Source organism: Thioclava sp., assembly GCF_048263065.1.
GTDB lineage: Bacteria > Pseudomonadota > Alphaproteobacteria > Rhodobacterales > Rhodobacteraceae > Thioclava.
This window is the reverse complement of sequence record NZ_JBLXEM010000006.1, coordinates 143,478-161,985: the sequence shown is the minus strand read 5'-3', so window position 1 is coordinate 161,985 and position 18,508 is coordinate 143,478. Positions and strand designations below refer to the sequence as shown.

Annotated in this window: 18 protein-coding genes; 11 read left to right on the top strand and 7 right to left on the bottom strand. The window is 60.5% G+C overall.

The features are described 5' to 3' along the window. Positions 1-89 precede the first annotated feature (89 nt). Positions 90-596, top strand: coding sequence for a PhnA domain-containing protein (locus tag ACN0SD_RS10780; protein ID WP_417808248.1), 507 nt, complete (start codon positions 90-92; stop codon positions 594-596). A 46-nt stretch (positions 597-642) separates the two neighbouring features. On the opposite strand, the gene ACN0SD_RS10775 is transcribed toward ACN0SD_RS10780, so the two are convergent. Continuing rightward, positions 643-780: an entericidin EcnAB gene (locus tag ACN0SD_RS10775; RefSeq protein WP_295532888.1), complete on the bottom strand. Its 138-nt coding sequence runs from the start codon at positions 778-780 to the stop codon at positions 643-645. Positions 781-1,022: 242 nt separating this feature from the next. On the opposite strand from ACN0SD_RS10775, the gene ACN0SD_RS10770 reads away from it, so the two are divergent. From ACN0SD_RS10770 to ACN0SD_RS10760, 3 genes are all read left to right on the top strand, one after another. Then, a complete protein-coding gene (locus ACN0SD_RS10770) occupies positions 1,023-1,340 on the top strand; it encodes a hypothetical protein (protein WP_417808247.1) in 318 nt (105 codons plus the stop codon). Between the two features lie 112 nt (positions 1,341-1,452). Continuing rightward, positions 1,453-1,635: a hypothetical protein gene (locus ACN0SD_RS10765; RefSeq protein WP_417808246.1), complete on the top strand. Its 183-nt coding sequence runs from the start codon at positions 1,453-1,455 to the stop codon at positions 1,633-1,635. A gap of 100 nt (positions 1,636-1,735) precedes the next feature. After that, positions 1,736-2,212, top strand: coding sequence for a hypothetical protein (locus ACN0SD_RS10760; RefSeq protein ID WP_417808245.1), 477 nt, complete (start codon positions 1,736-1,738; stop codon positions 2,210-2,212). A 33-nt stretch (positions 2,213-2,245) separates the two neighbouring features. Here the strand turns inward: ACN0SD_RS10760 and ACN0SD_RS10755 are convergent, their stop codons facing one another. Next, on the bottom strand, positions 2,246-3,019 hold the full coding sequence (locus ACN0SD_RS10755; RefSeq protein ID WP_417808244.1) for an alpha/beta fold hydrolase: 774 nt from the start codon (positions 3,017-3,019) through the stop codon (positions 2,246-2,248). A gap of 126 nt (positions 3,020-3,145) precedes the next feature. On the opposite strand from ACN0SD_RS10755, the gene ACN0SD_RS10750 reads away from it, so the two are divergent. Then, positions 3,146-3,514 carry a hypothetical protein gene (locus ACN0SD_RS10750; RefSeq protein ID WP_417808243.1) on the top strand — a complete coding sequence of 123 codons (369 nt, stop codon included), beginning with the start codon at positions 3,146-3,148 and terminating at the stop codon, positions 3,512-3,514. Between the two features lie 52 nt (positions 3,515-3,566). Here ACN0SD_RS10750 and glyA read toward each other — a convergent pair whose 3' ends face one another. After that, positions 3,567-4,859, bottom strand: a complete 1,293-nt coding sequence (gene glyA, locus ACN0SD_RS10745; protein ID WP_417808242.1) for a serine hydroxymethyltransferase — start codon at positions 4,857-4,859, stop codon at positions 3,567-3,569. A 163-nt stretch (positions 4,860-5,022) separates the two neighbouring features. Here glyA and ACN0SD_RS10740 point away from each other — a divergent pair, with 163 nt between their 5' ends. Next, a complete protein-coding gene (locus tag ACN0SD_RS10740; RefSeq protein ID WP_417808241.1) occupies positions 5,023-5,784 on the top strand; it encodes an NAD kinase in 762 nt (253 codons plus the stop codon). 22 nt (positions 5,785-5,806) lie between these two features. On the opposite strand, the gene ACN0SD_RS10735 is transcribed toward ACN0SD_RS10740, so the two are convergent. The 4 genes from ACN0SD_RS10735 to ACN0SD_RS10720 form a co-directional block, all read right to left on the bottom strand. Beyond that, positions 5,807-7,261 (bottom strand): sigma-54-dependent transcriptional regulator, encoded by a 1,455-nt coding sequence (locus ACN0SD_RS10735; RefSeq protein ID WP_417808240.1) that lies wholly within the window; start codon positions 7,259-7,261, stop codon positions 5,807-5,809. Continuing rightward, positions 7,258-8,784, bottom strand: coding sequence for an ATP-binding protein (locus tag ACN0SD_RS10730; protein ID WP_417808239.1), 1,527 nt, complete (start codon positions 8,782-8,784; stop codon positions 7,258-7,260). The genes ACN0SD_RS10735 and ACN0SD_RS10730 overlap by 4 nt, the downstream gene beginning before the upstream one ends. 166 nt (positions 8,785-8,950) lie before the next feature. After that, positions 8,951-10,843, bottom strand: a complete 1,893-nt coding sequence (locus tag ACN0SD_RS10725) for a propionyl-CoA synthetase (RefSeq protein WP_417808238.1) — start codon at positions 10,841-10,843, stop codon at positions 8,951-8,953. Positions 10,844-11,043: 200 nt separating this feature from the next. After that, the gene (locus tag ACN0SD_RS10720; protein ID WP_417808237.1) at positions 11,044-13,320 is read right to left on the bottom strand and encodes an NADP-dependent malic enzyme; all 2,277 of its coding nucleotides are present in this window, start codon (positions 13,318-13,320) and stop codon (positions 11,044-11,046) included. 242 nt (positions 13,321-13,562) lie between these two features. On the opposite strand from ACN0SD_RS10720, the gene ACN0SD_RS10715 reads away from it, so the two are divergent. The 5 genes from ACN0SD_RS10715 to ACN0SD_RS10695 all read left to right on the top strand — a co-directional run bounded on the left by ACN0SD_RS10715 (position 13,563) and on the right by ACN0SD_RS10695 (position 18,456). Then, positions 13,563-13,955, top strand: a complete 393-nt coding sequence (locus ACN0SD_RS10715) for a cytidine deaminase (RefSeq protein ID WP_417808236.1) — start codon at positions 13,563-13,565, stop codon at positions 13,953-13,955. After that, the gene (locus ACN0SD_RS10710) at positions 13,955-15,265 is read left to right on the top strand and encodes a thymidine phosphorylase (RefSeq protein WP_417808235.1); all 1,311 of its coding nucleotides are present in this window, start codon (positions 13,955-13,957) and stop codon (positions 15,263-15,265) included. The genes ACN0SD_RS10715 and ACN0SD_RS10710 overlap by 1 nt, the downstream gene beginning before the upstream one ends. Further along, positions 15,262-16,494, top strand: coding sequence for a phosphopentomutase (locus ACN0SD_RS10705; protein WP_417808234.1), 1,233 nt, complete (start codon positions 15,262-15,264; stop codon positions 16,492-16,494). Before ACN0SD_RS10710 ends, ACN0SD_RS10705 begins: the two co-directional genes overlap by 4 nt. Continuing rightward, on the top strand, positions 16,491-17,123 hold the full coding sequence (upp, locus tag ACN0SD_RS10700; protein WP_417808233.1) for a uracil phosphoribosyltransferase: 633 nt from the start codon (positions 16,491-16,493) through the stop codon (positions 17,121-17,123). Before ACN0SD_RS10705 ends, upp begins: the two co-directional genes overlap by 4 nt. Before the next feature lie 67 nt (positions 17,124-17,190). Then, entirely contained in the window at positions 17,191-18,456 is a 1,266-nt protein-coding gene (locus ACN0SD_RS10695) for an SPOR domain-containing protein (RefSeq protein WP_417808232.1), read from the top strand. The last annotated feature ends 52 nt before the right edge of the window (positions 18,457-18,508 follow it).

The following is an 18,508-nucleotide window of genomic DNA, read 5'->3' as shown; positions in this document are numbered from 1 at the left end:
TTGTTCGTTCATTGGATATTGCCCCCCCATTGCACCCCCCTCGCGCCACCCGTTAAGACAGGTCCAAACCCACTCCAAAGGACCACACCATGACCTGCCCGCTTTGCTCTGCTGATGCCCCGCTGCAAGATTTTCCCGTCACCGGAGGCGCCGAGGGCGCAACGGCGGCGATTTGTGCCACCTGCGTCGAGCAGATCGAGGGCACGCCCGATCCGGCCCATTGGCGCGGTTTGGCGGGTGCGATCTGGTCTGAGGAACCCGCGGTGCAGGTGCTTGCGGCGCGGATGCTGGGGCGCATTGATGAAGTTTGGGCGAATGATCTCGCCGATCAGATGTATCTCGATGACGAGACGCGCGCTTGGGTCGATAATGTCGAAACAACGCTGGAGCATCGCGATTCCAACGGTGCGTTGCTGGCGCGCGGCGATACTGTCGTGCTGATCAAGGATTTGCCGGTCAAAGGCGCGGGCTTTACGGCCAAGCGCGGCACGGCGGTGCGGGGGATCTCACTGGTGGCTGACAATGCGGGCCATATCGAGGGCCGGGTCGAGGGTCAGCGCATCGTGATCCTGACCGAATTCGTCAAAAAGAAATAAGTCCAGAGGCAAAAAGGCCCCGGTCGATCCGGGGCCTTCTGAGGCGTCACTTCGCCTGCTGTGCTTCGCTGGCAATGGTGTTGCCTGCAACCGACAGATCTTGACCCGCGCCTTGCACCGTGTTGCAGGCCGCAAGACCCAAAAGCGCCAGCAGCATCACGCCAGACAGTTTAACCGAACTCATCATAGTGCTCTCCTTTGAAGGCTATACAGCCGAACGTGCGAAAAAAAATACGGTTCCCCGGAACCATCCGTATTAATCGACGTTTACAGGATGAACACAAGAAGAAGAGGCGTGTGATGAAGGTCTCGTTGAGCGATTTTTCGCACGCCTCGCTCTGGATCGCGTCTTTCCGCCCTAGCAGGTTAACGCAATGTTAACCAAGCTCTGAAAGGCTCCGGGTTGTCCCTCCCCGGAGCCTTTCTATGTCCCGATCCCCCCTTTTCGTCTGCCTTTTCCTGATCGGCTGCGGTGCCTCACCCGCGCCGCAATTCATGGGCGCGATCCGCCATGACATGATGCTGGACGGCATCGATTTCGCCGTCTTCGTCAAGGCTGACAAGGCCGAGGTAATCCGGCTCGGTTATCTGTCGCGCAAAGACCGTAACCGCGTGCCGCCCTTGATGGTGCGCGCGGCCGAGTTGGCCTCGGGGTGCAAGGTGGCGGGGCCTGCAGAGGGATGGAACAAATCGCCCTCGCTGCCCGGCGACACCGGAGAACAGCGATTTCAACTGGATTGCTGATGCGGCCCCTTGCCGCATGCGAAGGGTGCGAAACTTGACCCGTATCAAGGTAACAAATCCGTGAACGTGATCATTTCGCCGCTAAGAAATGTATCGTAAACGGAGAAGCGACATGCGTCTGTTCGCCATTATTTATTCGCTCGCTGGGCCCACGCTGGCCGGAATCCTGATCACCGCAGCCTTGACGATGAACATGTTCACGTCGCGCGCCATGATTGCCTCGGCAGTGGTCGGCTTCCTTGTGGCGCTGCCGATCGCTTGGTTCGTTGCCAAGCAAATCAAAGAGAACATGTGATCGTTCGCTTGCGAAAGTGACAGACGGGACTGCGGCGGCTATACGTTCAGTGTAACGCTTAGTGCGCCGCGCTTCTTTTATTTCATTCGCAAAAGTCTTTATGTCCAACGTATTCGGTTATTTCAAGACGCAGATCGGCCTCGTTCGGCTGATCGTTTTGTTATCTATCCTGCAATGGCTACTCAGTTCCGGGATGGAGCACACGATTCACCAGGTGGTGCGCGGAAGCGTGGTGACACCCGGTTTGCTGACCTATTCCTATATCGGCGTCGGTGTCACAATCCTTGTGCTGGCCGCGTGGGCGCTGATTTTGCGCATAACGCGCGGCGCGCCCGAGCCGCCGCGTGATAATCCAGAACTGATGGACTCTGGTGCAACGCCGGTTCACTGGGTGGTGGTATTTCTCGTCCTTATCTTGCCGACCGTGACGGGTGGGGTCGCGTTTTTCTTCAATATCAGTTGGGTGGCAAAGCTACATTCTGATCTGAATTCGGTGCAGGTAATTGGCTTGGGGCTTGTGGTGTTGCAGCGTGATTTCACCAATAAGACCCGAAAGATAACCTTTTGCGCCGGATGACGAGGCCGGTGGACTGAGCGCGCCTTTGGAGGCCTAGCTGAGAAACCGCTCCACCTCTGCCTCAACTTCGCGCGGGCGCTCGGCATGGAGCCAGTGGCCCGCGTTTTTGATCTCCACAAACTCCGCTTGGGGAAACAGCGCGCGGATCAGGTCATGATCGTCCGGCTCAACGTAATGCGAATTCGCACCTGACAAGAACAGGGCGGGGCCGTCGTAGGAGCAGCCGAGCGGCATGTCAGGCCAGTCAAGGATCGTATCCAGATTGTCTTTCAGGGCCTGAAGGTTGAATTTCCAATGCACGGGCCCATCGCGCAGGCTCAGCGATTGCAGCAAGAACGCCCGCGTGCCGGGATCTTGGATTTGCACACTCAACAAACGATCCGCCTGTGAGCGCGTTTCGATCTCCTCAAGGGGTAGCGCCTGCATCGCCTCAATCAGCGCGCCGTGGCTGTCACCATGCTTGTAGGATTTGGGCGCCATATCGGCCACGATCAGGCGGCGCACCAGATCGGGGTGGTTGAGCGCAAGCATCATCGCCGCTTTGCCGCCCATTGAATGACCCAGCACATCGGCCTGCCCGCCATGGGCCTTGATCACCTCAGCTATATCATCTGCCATTGCCGGATAGCTGTGATCATCATCCCAAAAACTGTCGCCATGATTGCGCATATCCAGCGCGATGACTTGGCGTTTCTCGCTGAGTTGTTTCGCGATTGCAGTCCAGTTGCGCGCTGATCCGAATAGGCCGGGCGCAACTATAAGCGGGGGCGCATCGGTCTTGGCGCCATGGATGAGCGTATTTAACATACTTATCAGTTAGGGCGCCGAGGCGGGGGCGACCAGTGCGCAAAGATGAAAAACTTGCGAGGGGGGGCGACTTGCGTGGTGCGCGGCGCATGGATAGCGTGCGCAGGGGCAGTTTGAGGGATGGGCATGGGGCCAGAGCAGATCACGCAGATGACGGAGCAGGTGTCGCGCCTGCTAGCGCAGCGCTTGGGCGCGAAGGGCGCGGGGCTTGAGGCACGCGTTGCCCATCGCGCCCGCGCGCTGCCGCGCAAGGTCCGCCGTGCCGCGCTGCAACTGGCCAAGGCGGACCGTCTGGCGCACTCACCCAAACAAGCGCGCCAGCTTGATGCGCGCGCCATCCAGGCCGCCTATGCGACCTGCACCCACTATCTCGAGCCATTGGGGGCGGGCGAACGCTTTCGCGCGGCTGCCCTGACCTTTGGTAGCTCGGTCGCCTTTATCGTGATCGTGGTTGGTGTGATGATTTTTGGCGCGATGTGGCTGACGGGCTGGTAAGATGAAAAAGCCCCCCGAAATCGGGAGCCTTTCCAGCGCGATCAAACTCGGATCACAGATTGGGATAGATCGGAAAGCGCGCGCAGAGCTTGGCGACCTTGGCCCGCACCGCGGCTTCGACATCGGCATTGCCCTCTTCGCCATTGGCGGCCAGTCCATCGACCACTTCGACGATAAGCCGCGCGATCTCGCGGAAGTCGTCTTCGGCGAAGCCGCGCGTGGTGCCTGCCGGGGTGCCCAAACGCACGCCAGACGTCACCATCGGTTTTTCGGGATCAAACGGGATGCCGTTCTTGTTGCAGGTGATATGGGCGCGTCCAAGTGCCTTTTCGGTCGCGTTGCCCTTCACGCCTTTGGGGCGCAGATCGACCAGCATCACATGCGTATCGGTGCCGCCGGTGACGATATCAAGGCCACCTTTCATCAGCTCATCTGCCAAGGCTTGGGCGTTCTTCACAACCTGCTCGGCATAGACTTTGAACTCGGGGCGCTGTGCCTCGCCAAACGCCACAGCCTTGGCCGCGATCACATGCATCAGCGGGCCACCCTGAATGCCGGGGAAGATCGCCGAGTTTACTTTCTTGGCGATCGTCTCGTCATTGGTCAGGATCATGCCGCCACGCGGGCCGCGCAGGGTTTTATGCGTCGTGGTCGTCGCAACATCGGCATAGGGGAAGGGCGAGGGGTGCTGCCCGCCCGCCACGAGACCCGCGAAATGCGCCATATCCACCATCAGATAAGCGCCCACCTCATCCGCAATCTCGCGGAACTTGGCAAAGTCGATCTGGCGCGGAATGGCGGACCCACCAGCGACGATCAGCTTGGGTTTATGCTCCAGCGCCAATTCGCGCACCTGTTCGTAATCAAGCAGGCTGTCTTGCTTGCGCACGCCATATTGCACCGCGTTGAACCATTTGCCCGACTGGTTGGGCTTGGCGCCGTGGGTCAGGTGACCGCCCGCATCAAGGCTCATGCCCAAAATCGTGTCGCCGGGCTGGATCAGCGCCTGAAACACGCCTTGGTTGGCCTGAGACCCCGAGTTGGGCTGCACGTTGGCGAACTCACAGCCAAACAGTGCCTTGGCGCGATCAATCGCCAGATTTTCGGCCACGTCGACATATTGGCAGCCGCCGTAATAGCGACGCCCCGGATAGCCCTCGGCATATTTGTTGGTCATCACCGAGCCCTGAGCCTCCATCACCGCCGCGGAGACGATGTTTTCAGAGGCGATCAGCTCGATCTCGTCGCGCTGGCGACCCAGCTCGTCGGTGATCGAGGCGTAAAGCTCGGGGTCACGGGTGGCGAGGCTTTCGGTGAAAAAGCCAGCGTCGCGTTGCTCGGTCATTGGGCACTCCTCGCAAATTTCCGGTTTGTCGCCCGTTTAGCGCAGTTTTTCCAAGGCAGGAAGCGGGCAAACGCGTAAATCCGCTTTTTCCCCACCCGATTGGCGCTTGTCTTTCGCCCAAGTGCTTGCAACACCTACAGGAAGGAGAGAGGACGCCGCCGCTGTGAGCCAGTATGACCACATCCATTTCGCCGCCGCATCGGGTGAGCCTGCGCAAGCTGCGCTGGCTGATTTGATCGACCGCTACGGGCAGGTGCCGCGCTATGCGGCCGATGTGATCGTGGCGCTGGGTGGCGACGGTTTTATGCTGCAATGCTTGCATGAGGGCACGGGCCTGCCGGTTTACGGGATGAATCGCGGCACGGTCGGGTTCTTGATGAACGACTATGTACCAAGTGATCTGCCCGAACGGTTGGCCGCCGCCGAAGAGGCGATGATCAACCCGCTCTCGATGAAGGCTGAAACTGAAGATGGCGTGCTGCACGAGGCGCTTGCGATCAACGAGGTGTCGCTGCTGCGCGCGGGTCCGCAGGCGGCCAAGCTGCGGATCTCGATCAACGGCAAAGTGCGCATGGAGGCGCTGATTTGCGACGGCGCAATCGTGTCCACGCCTGCGGGATCTACGGCGTATAATTTCTCGGCGCATGGGCCGATCCTGCCGATCGGGTCGGATGTTCTGGCGCTGACCGGCATCGCCAGTTTCCGGCCCCGGCGCTGGCAGGGGGCGATCCTGCCCTCCTCGGCGCTGGTGCGCTTTGACGTGCTGGAATCGGGCAAGCGTCCGGTGATGGCAGATGCGGATTCACGCTCGGTCAAGCCGGTGAAATGGGTCGAGATAAGATCGGAACCCGAGATCGCGCATCATATCCTGTTTGATCCCGGCCATGGGCTGGAAGAGCGCCTGATGCGCGAGCAATTCGCCTGAACGCGCGATGCGCGGCTTTCGCTCAGTGCGTGCTTGGCGCTTCGTGCTCCCACGTCTCACGCTTGCGATAGATCGTTGAGGGGGCCACGCCCAATTCCTGCGCGGCGCGTGGAATTGAGCCGTCATGGCGCTCGATGGCGGCTTCAATCGCTTCGCGTTCGATTTCCGCCAGCGTGCGGATCACAGGTTGAGCATTGGCACAGGGCGTGGACGGGCTTGCGCCCGGGGATTTGGGCGCGCGATTGACGCTATCAGGCAGCATTTCGACGCTAAGTTCAGGACCGTCATGCATCACCACCGCCGCACGCAAGACGTTCATCAGCTGGCGCACATTTCCGGGCCATGAATGGGATTGCAGCCAGCTCATGGCGTCTGGATTGATCGCGGTAAAGCTGCGTTGCTCTTCGGCGGAAAACCGATCGAGGGCTGCGCGCGCGATCGTTTCAATGTCTTCGGGATGCTCGCGCAAGGGGGGCATTTCGATTGACAGAACATGCAGGCGATATTGCAGGTCTTCGCGCATCCGGCCTAGGTTCACGACCTCCATCGGCGGGTGCGCTGCGGCACTGATCACGCGCACATCAACTTGCACCGGCTCATCCGCGCCAAAGGGTTTGATGCAACCGCTTTCCAGAAAACGCAAAAGTTTTGTCTGCACCGTCGGATCAAGTTCGCACACATTATCCAGCAGCAAGCTGCCGCCATTGGCGTTGAGCAAAGCGCCGGCTTTGTCGTTTAACGCGCCGGGAAAGGCTCCCTGTCTATGGCCAAACAACTCGCTATCAAGGCGGTCGGCGGGCAGGGCACCACAATCCAGCGTCACGAAAGGTGCCTTGGCGCGTGAACCTAGCGCGTGGATCGCATGGGCGCACAATTCTTTGCCAGTGCCGCTTTCGCCCCAGATAAACAGCGGGGCGACAGAGCGCGCCGCCGAGCGGATTTGGTCATAGACCTTTTGCATGCGCGGCGACTGCCCGATGAACGCGCCTATGGTCGCGGTATTTTGCCCATCGCTTTGCGGGTTGGCCTGCATTGCGAAACTGCGTGCATTTTCAATGGCATTGCTCAGGCGGGTCTCACTGACGGGTTTGATTAGCACATCCAACGCGCCCAAGCGCATCGCATTGACCGCCCGATCAACCGAGCGATCTGCCGTAAGTACTAAAATAGCTGTGCGCGCCCGCAGGGCCAGCATTTCCGGGATCAGCTCATCGCCATCGCGATCCGGCAGCATCAAATCCAGCAGCACAATTTCAACGGGGTGGCTGCGAAACAGCGCCAATGCGTCGCTGGCCGAGGCCGCTGTATGAACTTCAAATCCCGCGTTACGCAAATGTGTTTGATAGATCGCGCGCAGAGAGGCCACGTCCTCTACCAGCAAAATCCGCCCGCGGGGAATGGGATCGTTCTGCGTCGATTGTCCTGCGCGTTTATCTTCTTCAAGACAGCTTTCGGACTTTGCCTGTGAGTCATTCATGGGAGGATATATTCTTTTATGGAAAATTGACTGGTTATCTGATGGATCAAACTGTCCGTGCGATCAGGGGCTTCGCGCACGCGTTCGTGAATATCGTCCTGTGTTTCTTGCTCGATTGCGCAGTGCAAGGCGCGGGCCTGCGTGCTGAGCGCTGTTTCACCGACGGCCCCCGCGACGGCGATCAGCTTGTGGCATTGGCGCTGGATATCGGCAGTATCGACCTGCTGCCAAGAGTGCATCATGGCACGGGCAATCATCTTGAGGTCAGCAATAATATAAAGGGCTAAAGTCTTGCTTTCCGGCTCTTCTGCGCGCTGTTGCAATGCTGAAAACAGTAGATCTTGCGCGCCGCGCCGTGCCTTGCAAAACGCTGGTTTCGCGGCGAGTGCTTTGTTGATGGCACACGCCAAGGGGAGCATGCCATTGATTGGTTTGGTCAAAATGGCATCGGCACCCGCTGCCATGATTGCTTCATGGTCCGGGCGCAGGACAAAACCGGTGCAGGCAATGATCGGCAGATCGGCCCAATCACGCCCCGAGTCACGTAATGCTGCGATCACGCCAAGCCCCGATTCGCCGGGCATATCAATATCAAGGACCGCCAGATCAAACGGGGCTTCAAGGAGTGCGGTAAGCGCGCCGATCCCATCAGATTGCGTCTCAATCCGCGCGCCAAAGGCGCTGAGCATCTTTTCCAAAACTGCCTGATTGGTCAGGCTGTCATCGGCGACCAACACGCGGCAGTTTGTCAGATCGGGCAGCGTAATGTCGTCGTGGCGGTGCGCAAGGCGGCGCGTGGGGCGCGCCGTGGACAGCGGCACGTCCAGCCGGATCTCGGCGCCGCCCCCGCTGCGATTGCGCGCGGTTATATCGCCACCCAACTGATGGGTCAGGGTGCGCGCAATAAACAGGCCAAGCCCGTCGCCTTGACGCAGATGCGCCTGCGCCCCGCGCTGGCCGCGATCAAAGAGGGTGGCCAAGTTGTCAGGGGCAAATCCCGGCCCGGCATCGCGCATATACACGCGCAATCCCGTCGCAGACCGCATTTCGAACAATATGTGGATAGGAACCGATCCCGCATAGGCGATCGCATTGGAAATCACATTCGCCAAGATCCGCTCCAGCGCCAAAGCGTCGATCCCCAAAATCGCGGGCACATCGGGGGCCACCGCAAGGTGAAACTCCATCCCAGCCGCTTCCGCCGCGCCGCGCCAACGCCGCTCTAGCGCGGTGAGAAAGTCGAACAGCCGAAGCGGATAATCCGCCCCTGCCCGATAGTGCGGGATGGAAATATCCAGCCCCAGTTCGAGAAGTCGTGCAAGGTATTCGCTGGCACTTTGGATGCGTTCAAGCTGTTGGTGGGTTTGAGGGTCAAGCGATGCATCTGGAAACAGGCTTAGCCCGCCAAGAATATCGGCAAGCGCCGAGCGTGCGTCATGCGCGAGCATCGAGACACGGTCATGCCTTGCGTGTTGCTCGTCCAAGATCTGATCGGTTGTGCGTGAATGACGCGGTGTTTTCATATGTACATCCCGGTTTAGATCATCCGGGTGACGGACGCGTAAATCAAGTAACGCTTTCTATCAGAGCGGGCTTGAGCGGGTGTTTTCTTGCGATTGTGATACTGATCATGTCAATTTGTCTCGGGGCGCGGCAGTTTTCAAACCCGCGCCCCGAGTATTTTGGGTATCACCCTCTGGGATAGCCGAGCGTTTTCAATGCTTGCGTGATCTCGTCCAGAATGGCGGGATCGTCAATCGTTGCGGGCATTTTCCACTCTTGGCCATCGGCGATCTTGACCATCGTCGCGCGCAAGATCTTGCCCGAGCGGGTTTTGGGCAACCGATCGACCACGCAAGCGAGCTTGAACGCAGCCACCGGGCCGATCTTTTCGCGCACGCGTTTGACACATTCCTTCACGATCTCGGCCTCGGGGCGGTTGCAGCCGGAATTGAGGCACAAGAACCCCATCGGGCTTTGCCCCTTCAGGTCATCGCTGACCCCGATCACCGCGCATTCCGCAACATCGGGGTGGCCTGCGAGAACCTCTTCCATCGCGCCGGTGGACAGACGGTGGCCTGCGACGTTGATCACGTCATCGGTGCGCGCCATGATGTAAAGATAGCCGTCCTCGTCGATATAGCCCGCGTCGCCTGTTTCGTAGTAGCCGGGGAAATGCTCGAGATAGCTTTTCTTGAACCGCTCTTCGGCATTCCACAGCGTCGGCAGCGTGCCCGGAGGCAGCGGCAACTTGATCGTGATTGCGCCCAATTCGCCGGGCGGAAGCGGATGGCCGCCTTCATCCAGAACCTGCACATCGTAGCCGGGCATCGGCACGGACGGACTGCCTACCTTAGTCGGCAATTCCTCGATTCCGATGGGATTGGCGGCAATCGCCCAACCGGTTTCGGTCTGCCACCAGTGATCCACTACCGGCACGTTGAGATGCTTTTGCGCCCATTCCACGGTGTCAGGATCTGCACGCTCGCCCGCCAAAAACAGCGCCTGAAGATCGTGCAAAGCGTAGCGCTTGATCCATTCGCCGGTCGGATCTTCGCGCTTGATCGCGCGCAGGGCGGTGGGGGCGGTGAAAAACGATTTGATCCGGTTGTTCTGGATGATGCGCCAGAAAACGCCGGGATGGGGCGTGCCGATCGGCTTGCCCTCGAATACCACGGTCGTAGCGCCCGCAATCAGCGGGCCGTAGCAGATATAGCTGTGGCCTACGACCCAGCCCACATCCGAAGCTGCCCAGAACCGATCTCCTTCCTCGATCTTATAGATGTTGTTCATCGACCATTGCAGGGCGACAAGCTGCCCGCCAGTGTGACGCACCACGCCCTTTGGCTGCCCCGTCGTGCCGGAAGTGTAGAGAATATAGGCGGGGTGGTTGCCCTCAACCGGCACGCAATCCGCAGGCTTCGCGCCATATTGGAAGCCGTGCCAGTTAAAGTCACGCCCTTCGATCAGCTTGGCGACTTCTTGTTCACGCTGAAAGATGACGCAGAATTCGGGCTTGTGCGTTGCCAGTTCAATCGCCTCGTCCAGAAGCGGTTTGTAATGCACCACCCGCCCCGGCTCGAGCCCGCAACTGGAGGCGATGATCGCCTTGGGGGTGCAATCGTCGATCCGCACAGCCAGCTCGTTGGCCGCAAAGCCCCCAAACACCACCGAATGGATCGCACCGATGCGCGCGCAGGCCAGCATCGCCTCTAGCGCCTCGGGGATCATCGGCATGTAGATGATGACGCGGTCGCCCTTTTCGACGCCGCGCATCTTGAGCGCCCCGGCGAGGCTGGCAACGCGGGTTTGCAATTCCTTGTAGGTGATACCCTTGGTGGAATGGGTGATCGGGCTTTCATGCATGATCGCGATCTGATCGCCGCGCCCGGCCTCGACATGGCGGTCCACCGCGTTCCAGCAGGTGTTGACCATCCCGTCTGAGAACCACTCGTAATGAGGGGCATCGCCATCAAACAGCGCCTTTGAGGGCTTGCTGTCCCAATCGATTTTCTCAGCAGCCTGCATCCAGAACTTGTCAGGATCTGCCTGCCAGGCGGAATAAACCTCTTTGTAATCCATGCGAATGCCTCCTCCTCAGGAATGTGAAGAATTTGTAAGGCGGCGGGGGGGATTGGCGCAAGAATGTTACCGCGCACATTGGCGGGAAGGGGGAAACTTTTGCAGAATTGCCCAAAGTAGCCCCGCAAAGTTTTGCAAACCCTGCGGAACTATGCATCGCGAGGCGCAGCGCGCAGGGGCTTTGCAAACCCGCGCGCGACTCAGCTGTAATGCGAAACCGGGGTGCCTGCGATGGCTGACATGTTCAGCAAGCCCCGCGAGGTGATCGAGGGGGTCACGATATGCACCTTGTTGCCCATTCCCATCAGGATCGGCCCGACTTCCAGACCGCCTGCCTTCATCTTAAGGATGTTACGCACCCCCGACGCGGCATCGGTATTGGCAAAGACCAGCACGTTGGCCGGGCCCTCGAAGCGCGAGTCAGGCATCAGCCGGGTGCGCGTTTCGGGATCGAGTGCGGCATCGACATGCATCTCGCCCTCGAAATCGAAATCGACCTCGCGGAGCAACAACAAATTCATTGCCTCGCGCATCCGCTCGCCGCTATCGGTGTCGAGATTGCCGAATTGGCTGTGCGAGCACAGCGCGATTTTTGGACGCAATCCAAAGCGGCAGACATGACGCGCCGCACCGATCACCGTTTCCACGATCTGCTCGGCAGTCGGGGTATGATGCACCTGCGTGTCCGCGACGAACAGCGGCTCGTCCTCAAGAATCATCAGTGACAATGCGCCAACTGGGCGCAACTTACCGCGCGCAAGAATCTCGCGCACATATTTCAAATGCCACAAATACTGTCCGAAGGTGCCGCAGATCATCGAATCCGCTTCTTCGCGATGCACCATGATGGCCGCAATCGCGGTGGTATTCGTGCGCATGATCGCGCGCGCCAGATCAGGCGTGATGCCACGGCGCGCCATCAATTCGTGATAGGTGCCCCAGTAATCGCGATAGCGCGGGTCGTTTTGCGGGTTCACGATTTCCAGATCGGACAGGCGCAGCGGTAAACCCGCGCGTTCGCAACGCATCTCGATCACCTCAGGGCGCCCAATCAGAATTGGCGTATCTGTGGTTTCCTCAATCATCGCGTTCGCCGCGCGCAGCACACGCTCATCCTCGCCCTCGGCGAAAACAATGCGGCGCGTGGCGGTAGCCGCAGCCTCAAAGACCGGGCGCATTAGCAGCGCTGATTTGAACACCGACCCGTCAAGTTTGAGTTTGTAGGCGGCGGGGTCTTCCAGCGGTCGGGTCGCAACGCCTGTCTCCTTCGCAGCCTTGGCCACGGCGCTGGCCACAACACCCATCAGACGCGGATCAAAGGGCTTCGGGATCAGGTATTCGGTCCCGAAGGTTAGCTTTTCACCGCGATAGGCGGCGGCGGTCTCGGCGCTGGTGGTTTGGCGCGCCAGCTTGGCGATGCCTTCGATACAGGCGATCTGCATCTCATCGTTGATCGTGGTGGCCCCTACATCTAGCGCGCCGCGGAAGATATAGGGAAAACACAGCACATTGTTGACTTGATTGGGAAAATCGCTGCGCCCTGTCGCGATAATCGCACCGGGCGCGACCTCGCGGGCTAGATCGGGCAGAATTTCCGGGGTCGGGTTGGCCAGCGCGAAAATGATCGGTTTATCAGTCATTTTAGCAACCATTTCGGGGGTCAGGACGCCGGGGCCGGAAAGCCCGAGGAACATATCTGCCCCACCGATCACATCGTCCAGCGTCCGCAACTCGCTGTCTTGCGCATAATCTGCCTTCTGTGCGGTCATCTCGGTCGTGCGGCCCTTGTAGACCAGTCCCGCGATGTCACACAGCCACACGTTTTCACGCTTAACGCCCAGCTTGAGCAGCATATTGAGGCAGGCAATTCCCGCCGCCCCGCCACCCGTCGAGACGATCTTGATATCCCCGAATTTCTTGCCGCTCAGATGCAGCGCATTTGTGGCCGCTGCCCCCACAACAATCGCGGTGCCGTGCTGATCGTCGTGAAACACCGGAATATTCATCCGCTCGCGACAGATTTTCTCGACGATGAAGCATTCAGGCGCCTTGATGTCTTCTAGATTGATTGCGCCAAAGGTGGGCTCAAGCGCGCAGACGATTTCGGCCAGTTTTTCGGGATCGTTTTCATTCAACTCGATATCAAAAGCGTCAATATCGGCGAATTTCTTGAACAGAACCGCCTTGCCTTCCATCACCGGCTTGGCGGCGAGTGCGCCGATATTGCCCAGCCCAAGAACGGCGGTGCCATTGGTCACTACACCTACTAGATTGCCCCGAGCGGTGTAGTCGCGCGCGGTGTCGGGATTGGCTTTAATCTCAAGGCTGGCCTCGGCCACGCCGGGGGAATAGGCGCGCGCCAGATCGCGGCCATTGGCCAGCGGCTTGGTGGCGCGGATCTCCAGTTTTCCGGGCTTGGGATGGGCGTGATAGTCCAGTGCCGATTGCCGGGTATTGTCGTGACGAACCTCTTCCATAGATCCCTCTCCCAAACTGGTTTAGCGCTAAACTATATTTGCGACCGCGCATGTCTATCTTGTTCTAGATACCACAGGGGGCGCAAATGCAACCCCGACGCTGACCTTGCGGCATGAACTGATCGCGAGGCAAGGCGCTTGACGCTGCCTCCCCGCTTGCATCATCCGCGCGCCCGGCGCAGGATCGACAAAACTCAACCGGCTGGACAAAATTCACCGTCCGGCCCAGCCCGGAGACGGCCATGTCGCTTCTCGATGCCGCGCGTCAGGTGCGCGAAAACGCCTATGCCCCCTATTCGAAGTTCAAGGTGGGGGCGGCGGTGCGCGGCGCTTCGGGTACAATCTATCGCGGCGTCAATGTCGAGAACGTGGCCTATCCCGAGGGCACCTGCGCCGAGGCGGGCGCGATTGCGGCGATGATCGCAGCGGGCGAGACCGAGATCACAGAGGTTGCGGTGATTGCCGATTGCCCCAGTCCGGTGCCGCCCTGTGGTGGGTGTCGCCAGAAACTGGCGGAGTTTGCGCGCCATGACACGCCAGTGACTTTGGCCACGACTGAGGGTGAGCGGCTTGACACGACAGTGGGTGATCTGCTGCCGGGGCGCTTCGACATTAGCCACATGGATAACGTGTAATGGACGCGCGTTCGGTCATTCGTGCGGTGCGCGATGGAGATGGTTTAACGGCTGAAGGTGCGGCTTGGTTCGCACGCGGATTGGCCGACGGCGCAGTGTCAGACGTGCAGGCGGGCGCGTTTGCGATGGCGGTGCTGCTCAAAGGTATCGGTGCGCCGGGGCGCGTGGCGTTAACGCAGGCGATGCGCGACAGCGGTTCAGTGTTGCAATGGGACATGCCCGGTCCTGTGATCGACAAACATTCGACTGGCGGGGTGGGCGATAGCGTGTCGTTGCTGCTGGCGCCGGCGCTGGCTGCGTGTGGCTGCTATGTGCCGATGATCTCGGGGCGTGGGCTGGGCCACACGGGCGGCACGCTGGACAAGATGGAATCGATCCCCGGCTATCGCGCATTGCCCGGCATCGAGGTCTTGCGAAAGGTGGTGGGCGAGGTCGGCTGCGCCATCGTCGGTGCGACCGAAGAAATCGCACCCGCTGACAAGCGGCTTTACGGTATTCGCGACATCTCTGGGACGGTGGAAAGCATCGACCTGATCACCGCCTCAATCCTGTCGAAGAAGCTGGCTGCCGGGTTGGAAGGACTGATCTTGGACGTCAAAGTCGGCTCTGGTGCGTTCATGGCCAGCGCGGATGACGCGCGTGCTTTGGCGAAAAGTTTGGTCGAGACCGCCAATGGCGCGGGCTGCAAGACCACCGCACTGATCACCGACATGAACCAGCCGCTTGGCCTGTGCGCGGGCAATGCGCTTGAAGTGATTGAGGTGATGGAGACGCTAACCGGCACAGCCGTTAGCGGCGCTTTGTGGGATATCACGGCGGCGTTGGGCGGTGAGGCGCTGGTGCTGGCGGGTCTGGCGGCAGATGCCGAGGAGGGCGCGGAGCGGATCGACGACGCGCTTGAAACCGGACGCGCGGCGGAGATTTTCGGTAAGATGGTCGCGGCGCTTGGTGGCCCCGTGGATTTCGTTGAACGCTACCCCGACCGGCTACCCGCAGCGCCTATCTTGCGCGCGATCACCGCGCCGCGTGACGGTTTTATCGCCAGCATCGACACGCGCGCTTTGGGTGAGGCGGTGGTGCATCTGGGCGGCGGGCGACTGGTGGGCAGCGACAAGATCAATCCCTCGGTCGGTCTCTCCGAGATGCGCATGATTGGCGAGGCGATGGGAGAGGGCGATCCGCTAATGCTGGTGCATGCCAGCGACTCTGCCCATGCCGATGCCGCCGAGGCGGCGGTGCGCGCGGCCTATCAATTCAGCGACGAGCCCCCCGAGGAGCCGCCGCTTATTCACGAAAGGATCGGGGCATGAGCCGGGCCTTCTTGATCGTCATGGACAGCGTCGGTATTGGCGGCGCCCCCGATGCGGATCGGTTTTTCAACGATGGCACGCCCGATACCGGTGCCAATACGGTGGGCCATATCGCGCAGACTTGTGCGGAGGGGCGTGCCGATAAGGGCCGCGAAGGGGCGCTGAAGCTGCCCCATCTGGATGCATTGGGTCTGGGGGCTGCGATTAAGCTGGCCTCTGGCGTAGATGCGCCGGGCTTGGGCGCTGCGCCGCAGGGATTTTGGGGCGCGGCAACCGAGGTCTCGCCGGGCAAGGATACGCCTTCGGGGCACTGGGAAATGGCGGGCGTGCCGGTGCCGTGGGACTGGCATTATTTCCCCGATAAGACCAACAGCTTTCCGCCCGATCTAGTGGCTGAGGCCTGCGAGATCGCCGGCACCGAGGGGATCTTGGGCAACTGCCACGCCTCGGGCACCAATATCATCGAGGAATTGGGCGACGAACATATCCGTACCGGTTGGCCGATCTGTTACACCTCGGCCGATAGCGTGTTTCAGATCGCCGCCCATGAAGAGCATTTCGGTCTCGATCGCTTGCTTGCGCTGTGCGAGGGGCTTGCCCCAACGCTGCACGGCATGAAGGTGGGCCGCGTGATCGCGCGCCCGTTCATTGGCGAAAACGGGGTCTTCACCCGCACTCCAAATCGGCGCGATTTTGCGATGGCGGCACCGGCGCCGACGTTGCTGGATTGGGCTTATGACGCGGGGCGTGTGACCCATGCGATTGGCAAGATCGGCGACATCTTTAGCAAGCGCGGCGTCACCCACCTGCATAAAGGTAAGGGTGATGCCGATCTGGCTGATCACCTGCTGAATTTGGCCGAGAACGCCGAGGAAGGCAGCCTGACCTTCGCCAATTTCGTCGAATTCGACAGCCTCTATGGCCACCGCCGCGACGTGGCGGGATATGCGCGCGCGCTCGAATGGTTTGATAGCGTTGCAGCTGCGTTCATGACACGGCTGCGCCCCGGCGATCTGGCGATTTTTACCGCCGATCACGGTAATGACCCGACCTGGACTGGCACCGATCACACCCGCGAACGCGTGCCGGTTCTGGGCTACGCGCCGGGGCAGGGCGCGCGCACCATCGGGCAGGTAGCGTTCACCGATATCGCGGCGTCGGTCGCGGATCATCTCAACATTCCGGCGCAAGGTCCGGGCAAATCGTTTTTCGTGAGGGACACTATATGACCGATCATCTGACCGTGGTGAATCACCCGCTGGTGCAGCACAAACTGACCTTGATGCGCGACAAGGAAACCTCGACCAATTCCTTTCGTCAATTATTGCGCGAGATCAGCTTGCTGCTGGCCTATGAGATCACGCGCGAGTTGGAGATGACGACCCGCACCATCCAGACGCCTTTGTGCGAAATGGAGGCGCCAATCCTTGAGGGCAAAAAGCTGGCGCTGGTGTCGATTCTGCGGGCGGGCAACGGGCTGCTTGATGGCGTGCTGGAGCTGATCCCGGCGGCGCGAGTGGGCTTTGTTGGCCTATATCGCGATCCAGAAACGCTCCAGCCGGTCGAATATTACTGTAAGCTGCCCGCCAATCTGGACGAGCGCCTGACGATCGTCGTCGATCCGATGCTGGCCACGGGCAACAGCTCGGTCGCGGCGATTGACCTGATCAAGGCGAAGGGGGCGACGAATATTCGCTTCCTGTGCCTGCTGGCCACCCCGGAAGGTGTCGCGCGGATGCGTGAGGCCCATCCCGATGTGCCGATCGTGACCGCTTCGCTTGACGAAAAGCTGAACGAACACGCCTATATCGTGCCCGGCCTAGGGGATGCGGGTGACCGGATGTTTGGCACAAAATAAGCCATTTTTCCTTTACTCGCCTGCAAGGTTCCGTCATTCTCCGGTCTCATTGGACATGGGGGCATGTATGCGTTTTGGTGGGATTTTAACGGCTGCGGTTTTCGGGGCGATGATGGGTACAAGCGGTGCGATGGCGCAAAGCTATTCGCCCGAGGAGATCCCGCCAGCCTCGTTCAAGGGGCGGCAATATGTCGATAGCGCGGGCTGCGTTTTTGTGCGCGCGGGCTATGGAAATGCCACCAAATGGGTGCCTCGGATCAACCGGGACCGTACCGCCGTCTGTGGCTTTAAGCCCAGCTTGCCTGCCGCGCAGGTCGCCACTGCGGCCCCCGCGCAGGTTGTAGCCCCCAAACCCGTGATTGCAAAAGCCGCCCCGACCTCGAAAGTGGCTGCGCCGGTGACGCGCAGCTATACCCCTACCCGGCGCGCGGCGAAGGCCCCGATGGCCACGGTTGCGTCGAATATGATGCCCGAAACGGGCCGCAGTAACTCGCCCTATTACCCGGTGAAAACGCTTGCCCCGCGCGCGGTGGCGCAAGCGGCTGCAACCACCCCCGCCACCACGCAGCGCGGTTATGTCTCGCCCTATTCGATGACGGGCGATCAGCGTATGCCCGCGCCACCTGTGACGGTGGCGCGCGCGGCTGCGCCCCAACGTTACCGCGCGCCGATGCAGGTCGCCTCTGCAAGCGTTTGCGCCGATCTCGACCCGGTCGCACAGGCCTATATGCAGTCCAGCAACGGTCGCACCGTGCGCTGCGGCCCGCAAGATGCGGTGTTCGCGACGGCCCCGCGCGGGCAAATCGCTGTGGCGCAGCCCGTTGTGCAACAGATCCCGCGTGAAGTCAGCGTGGGCGGTCTCGCGTCTGTCGTGACCACCTCTCCTGAACCGGCTGGTGGCTGGAAACCGGCATTCAAAGACGGGCGGCTCAACCCTTATCGTGGACCACGCACGCAGGCAGGCAATGCTCAGATGGCGCAGCGTTGGAATACCAAGACGCCGATGGGGCTGGTTCCCGCGCCTAAGCAACGGGTGATTTATGTGCCTGTCGCCCGCGCGGGCGTATCGACGAAATCGGTTGCGCCCGCAGCCACGCAAACGCGCCAGCCTGTGATGTCGGGTAAGCGCTTCGTGCAGGTCGGCAGCTTTGGCGTTCCCAGCAATGCCGCAGGGGCCAAGGAACGGTTGCGCGCGCTGGGTCTGCCGGTCGCGACAGGGCGCTCGGGCGGTTTGACGGTGATCTATGCGGGGCCGTTTGCCGCCTCGTCCGCGTTGCAGAACGCGCTGGCACAGGTACGTCGGGCCGGGTTCACGGATGCGCTGCTACGCTAGGTTTACACCCGGACGAATATCGAAAAAGGCGGTCCTGCGGGGCTGCCTTTTT

Coding starts and splice junctions, on each gene's coding strand:
- upp (WP_417808233.1), top strand. CDS start 16,491: ATGACCGATCATCTGACCGTGGTGAATCACCCGCTGGTGCAGCACAAA.
- ACN0SD_RS10720 (WP_417808237.1), bottom strand. CDS start 13,320: ATGGAAGAGGTTCGTCACGACAATACCCGGCAATCGGCACTGGACTAT.
- ACN0SD_RS10765 (WP_417808246.1), top strand. CDS start 1,453: ATGCGTCTGTTCGCCATTATTTATTCGCTCGCTGGGCCCACGCTGGCC.
- ACN0SD_RS10760 (WP_417808245.1), top strand. CDS start 1,736: ATGTCCAACGTATTCGGTTATTTCAAGACGCAGATCGGCCTCGTTCGG.
- ACN0SD_RS10710 (WP_417808235.1), top strand. CDS start 13,955: ATGGACGCGCGTTCGGTCATTCGTGCGGTGCGCGATGGAGATGGTTTA.
- ACN0SD_RS10755 (WP_417808244.1), bottom strand. CDS start 3,019: ATGTTAAATACGCTCATCCATGGCGCCAAGACCGATGCGCCCCCGCTT.
- ACN0SD_RS10705 (WP_417808234.1), top strand. CDS start 15,262: ATGAGCCGGGCCTTCTTGATCGTCATGGACAGCGTCGGTATTGGCGGC.
- ACN0SD_RS10735 (WP_417808240.1), bottom strand. CDS start 7,261: ATGAATGACTCACAGGCAAAGTCCGAAAGCTGTCTTGAAGAAGATAAA.
- glyA (WP_417808242.1), bottom strand. CDS start 4,859: ATGACCGAGCAACGCGACGCTGGCTTTTTCACCGAAAGCCTCGCCACC.
- ACN0SD_RS10770 (WP_417808247.1), top strand. CDS start 1,023: ATGTCCCGATCCCCCCTTTTCGTCTGCCTTTTCCTGATCGGCTGCGGT.
- ACN0SD_RS10695 (WP_417808232.1), top strand. CDS start 17,191: ATGCGTTTTGGTGGGATTTTAACGGCTGCGGTTTTCGGGGCGATGATG.
- ACN0SD_RS10750 (WP_417808243.1), top strand. CDS start 3,146: ATGGGGCCAGAGCAGATCACGCAGATGACGGAGCAGGTGTCGCGCCTG.
- ACN0SD_RS10725 (WP_417808238.1), bottom strand. CDS start 10,843: ATGGATTACAAAGAGGTTTATTCCGCCTGGCAGGCAGATCCTGACAAG.
- ACN0SD_RS10780 (WP_417808248.1), top strand. CDS start 90: ATGACCTGCCCGCTTTGCTCTGCTGATGCCCCGCTGCAAGATTTTCCC.
- ACN0SD_RS10775 (WP_295532888.1), bottom strand. CDS start 780: ATGAGTTCGGTTAAACTGTCTGGCGTGATGCTGCTGGCGCTTTTGGGT.
- ACN0SD_RS10715 (WP_417808236.1), top strand. CDS start 13,563: ATGTCGCTTCTCGATGCCGCGCGTCAGGTGCGCGAAAACGCCTATGCC.
- ACN0SD_RS10730 (WP_417808239.1), bottom strand. CDS start 8,784: ATGAAAACACCGCGTCATTCACGCACAACCGATCAGATCTTGGACGAG.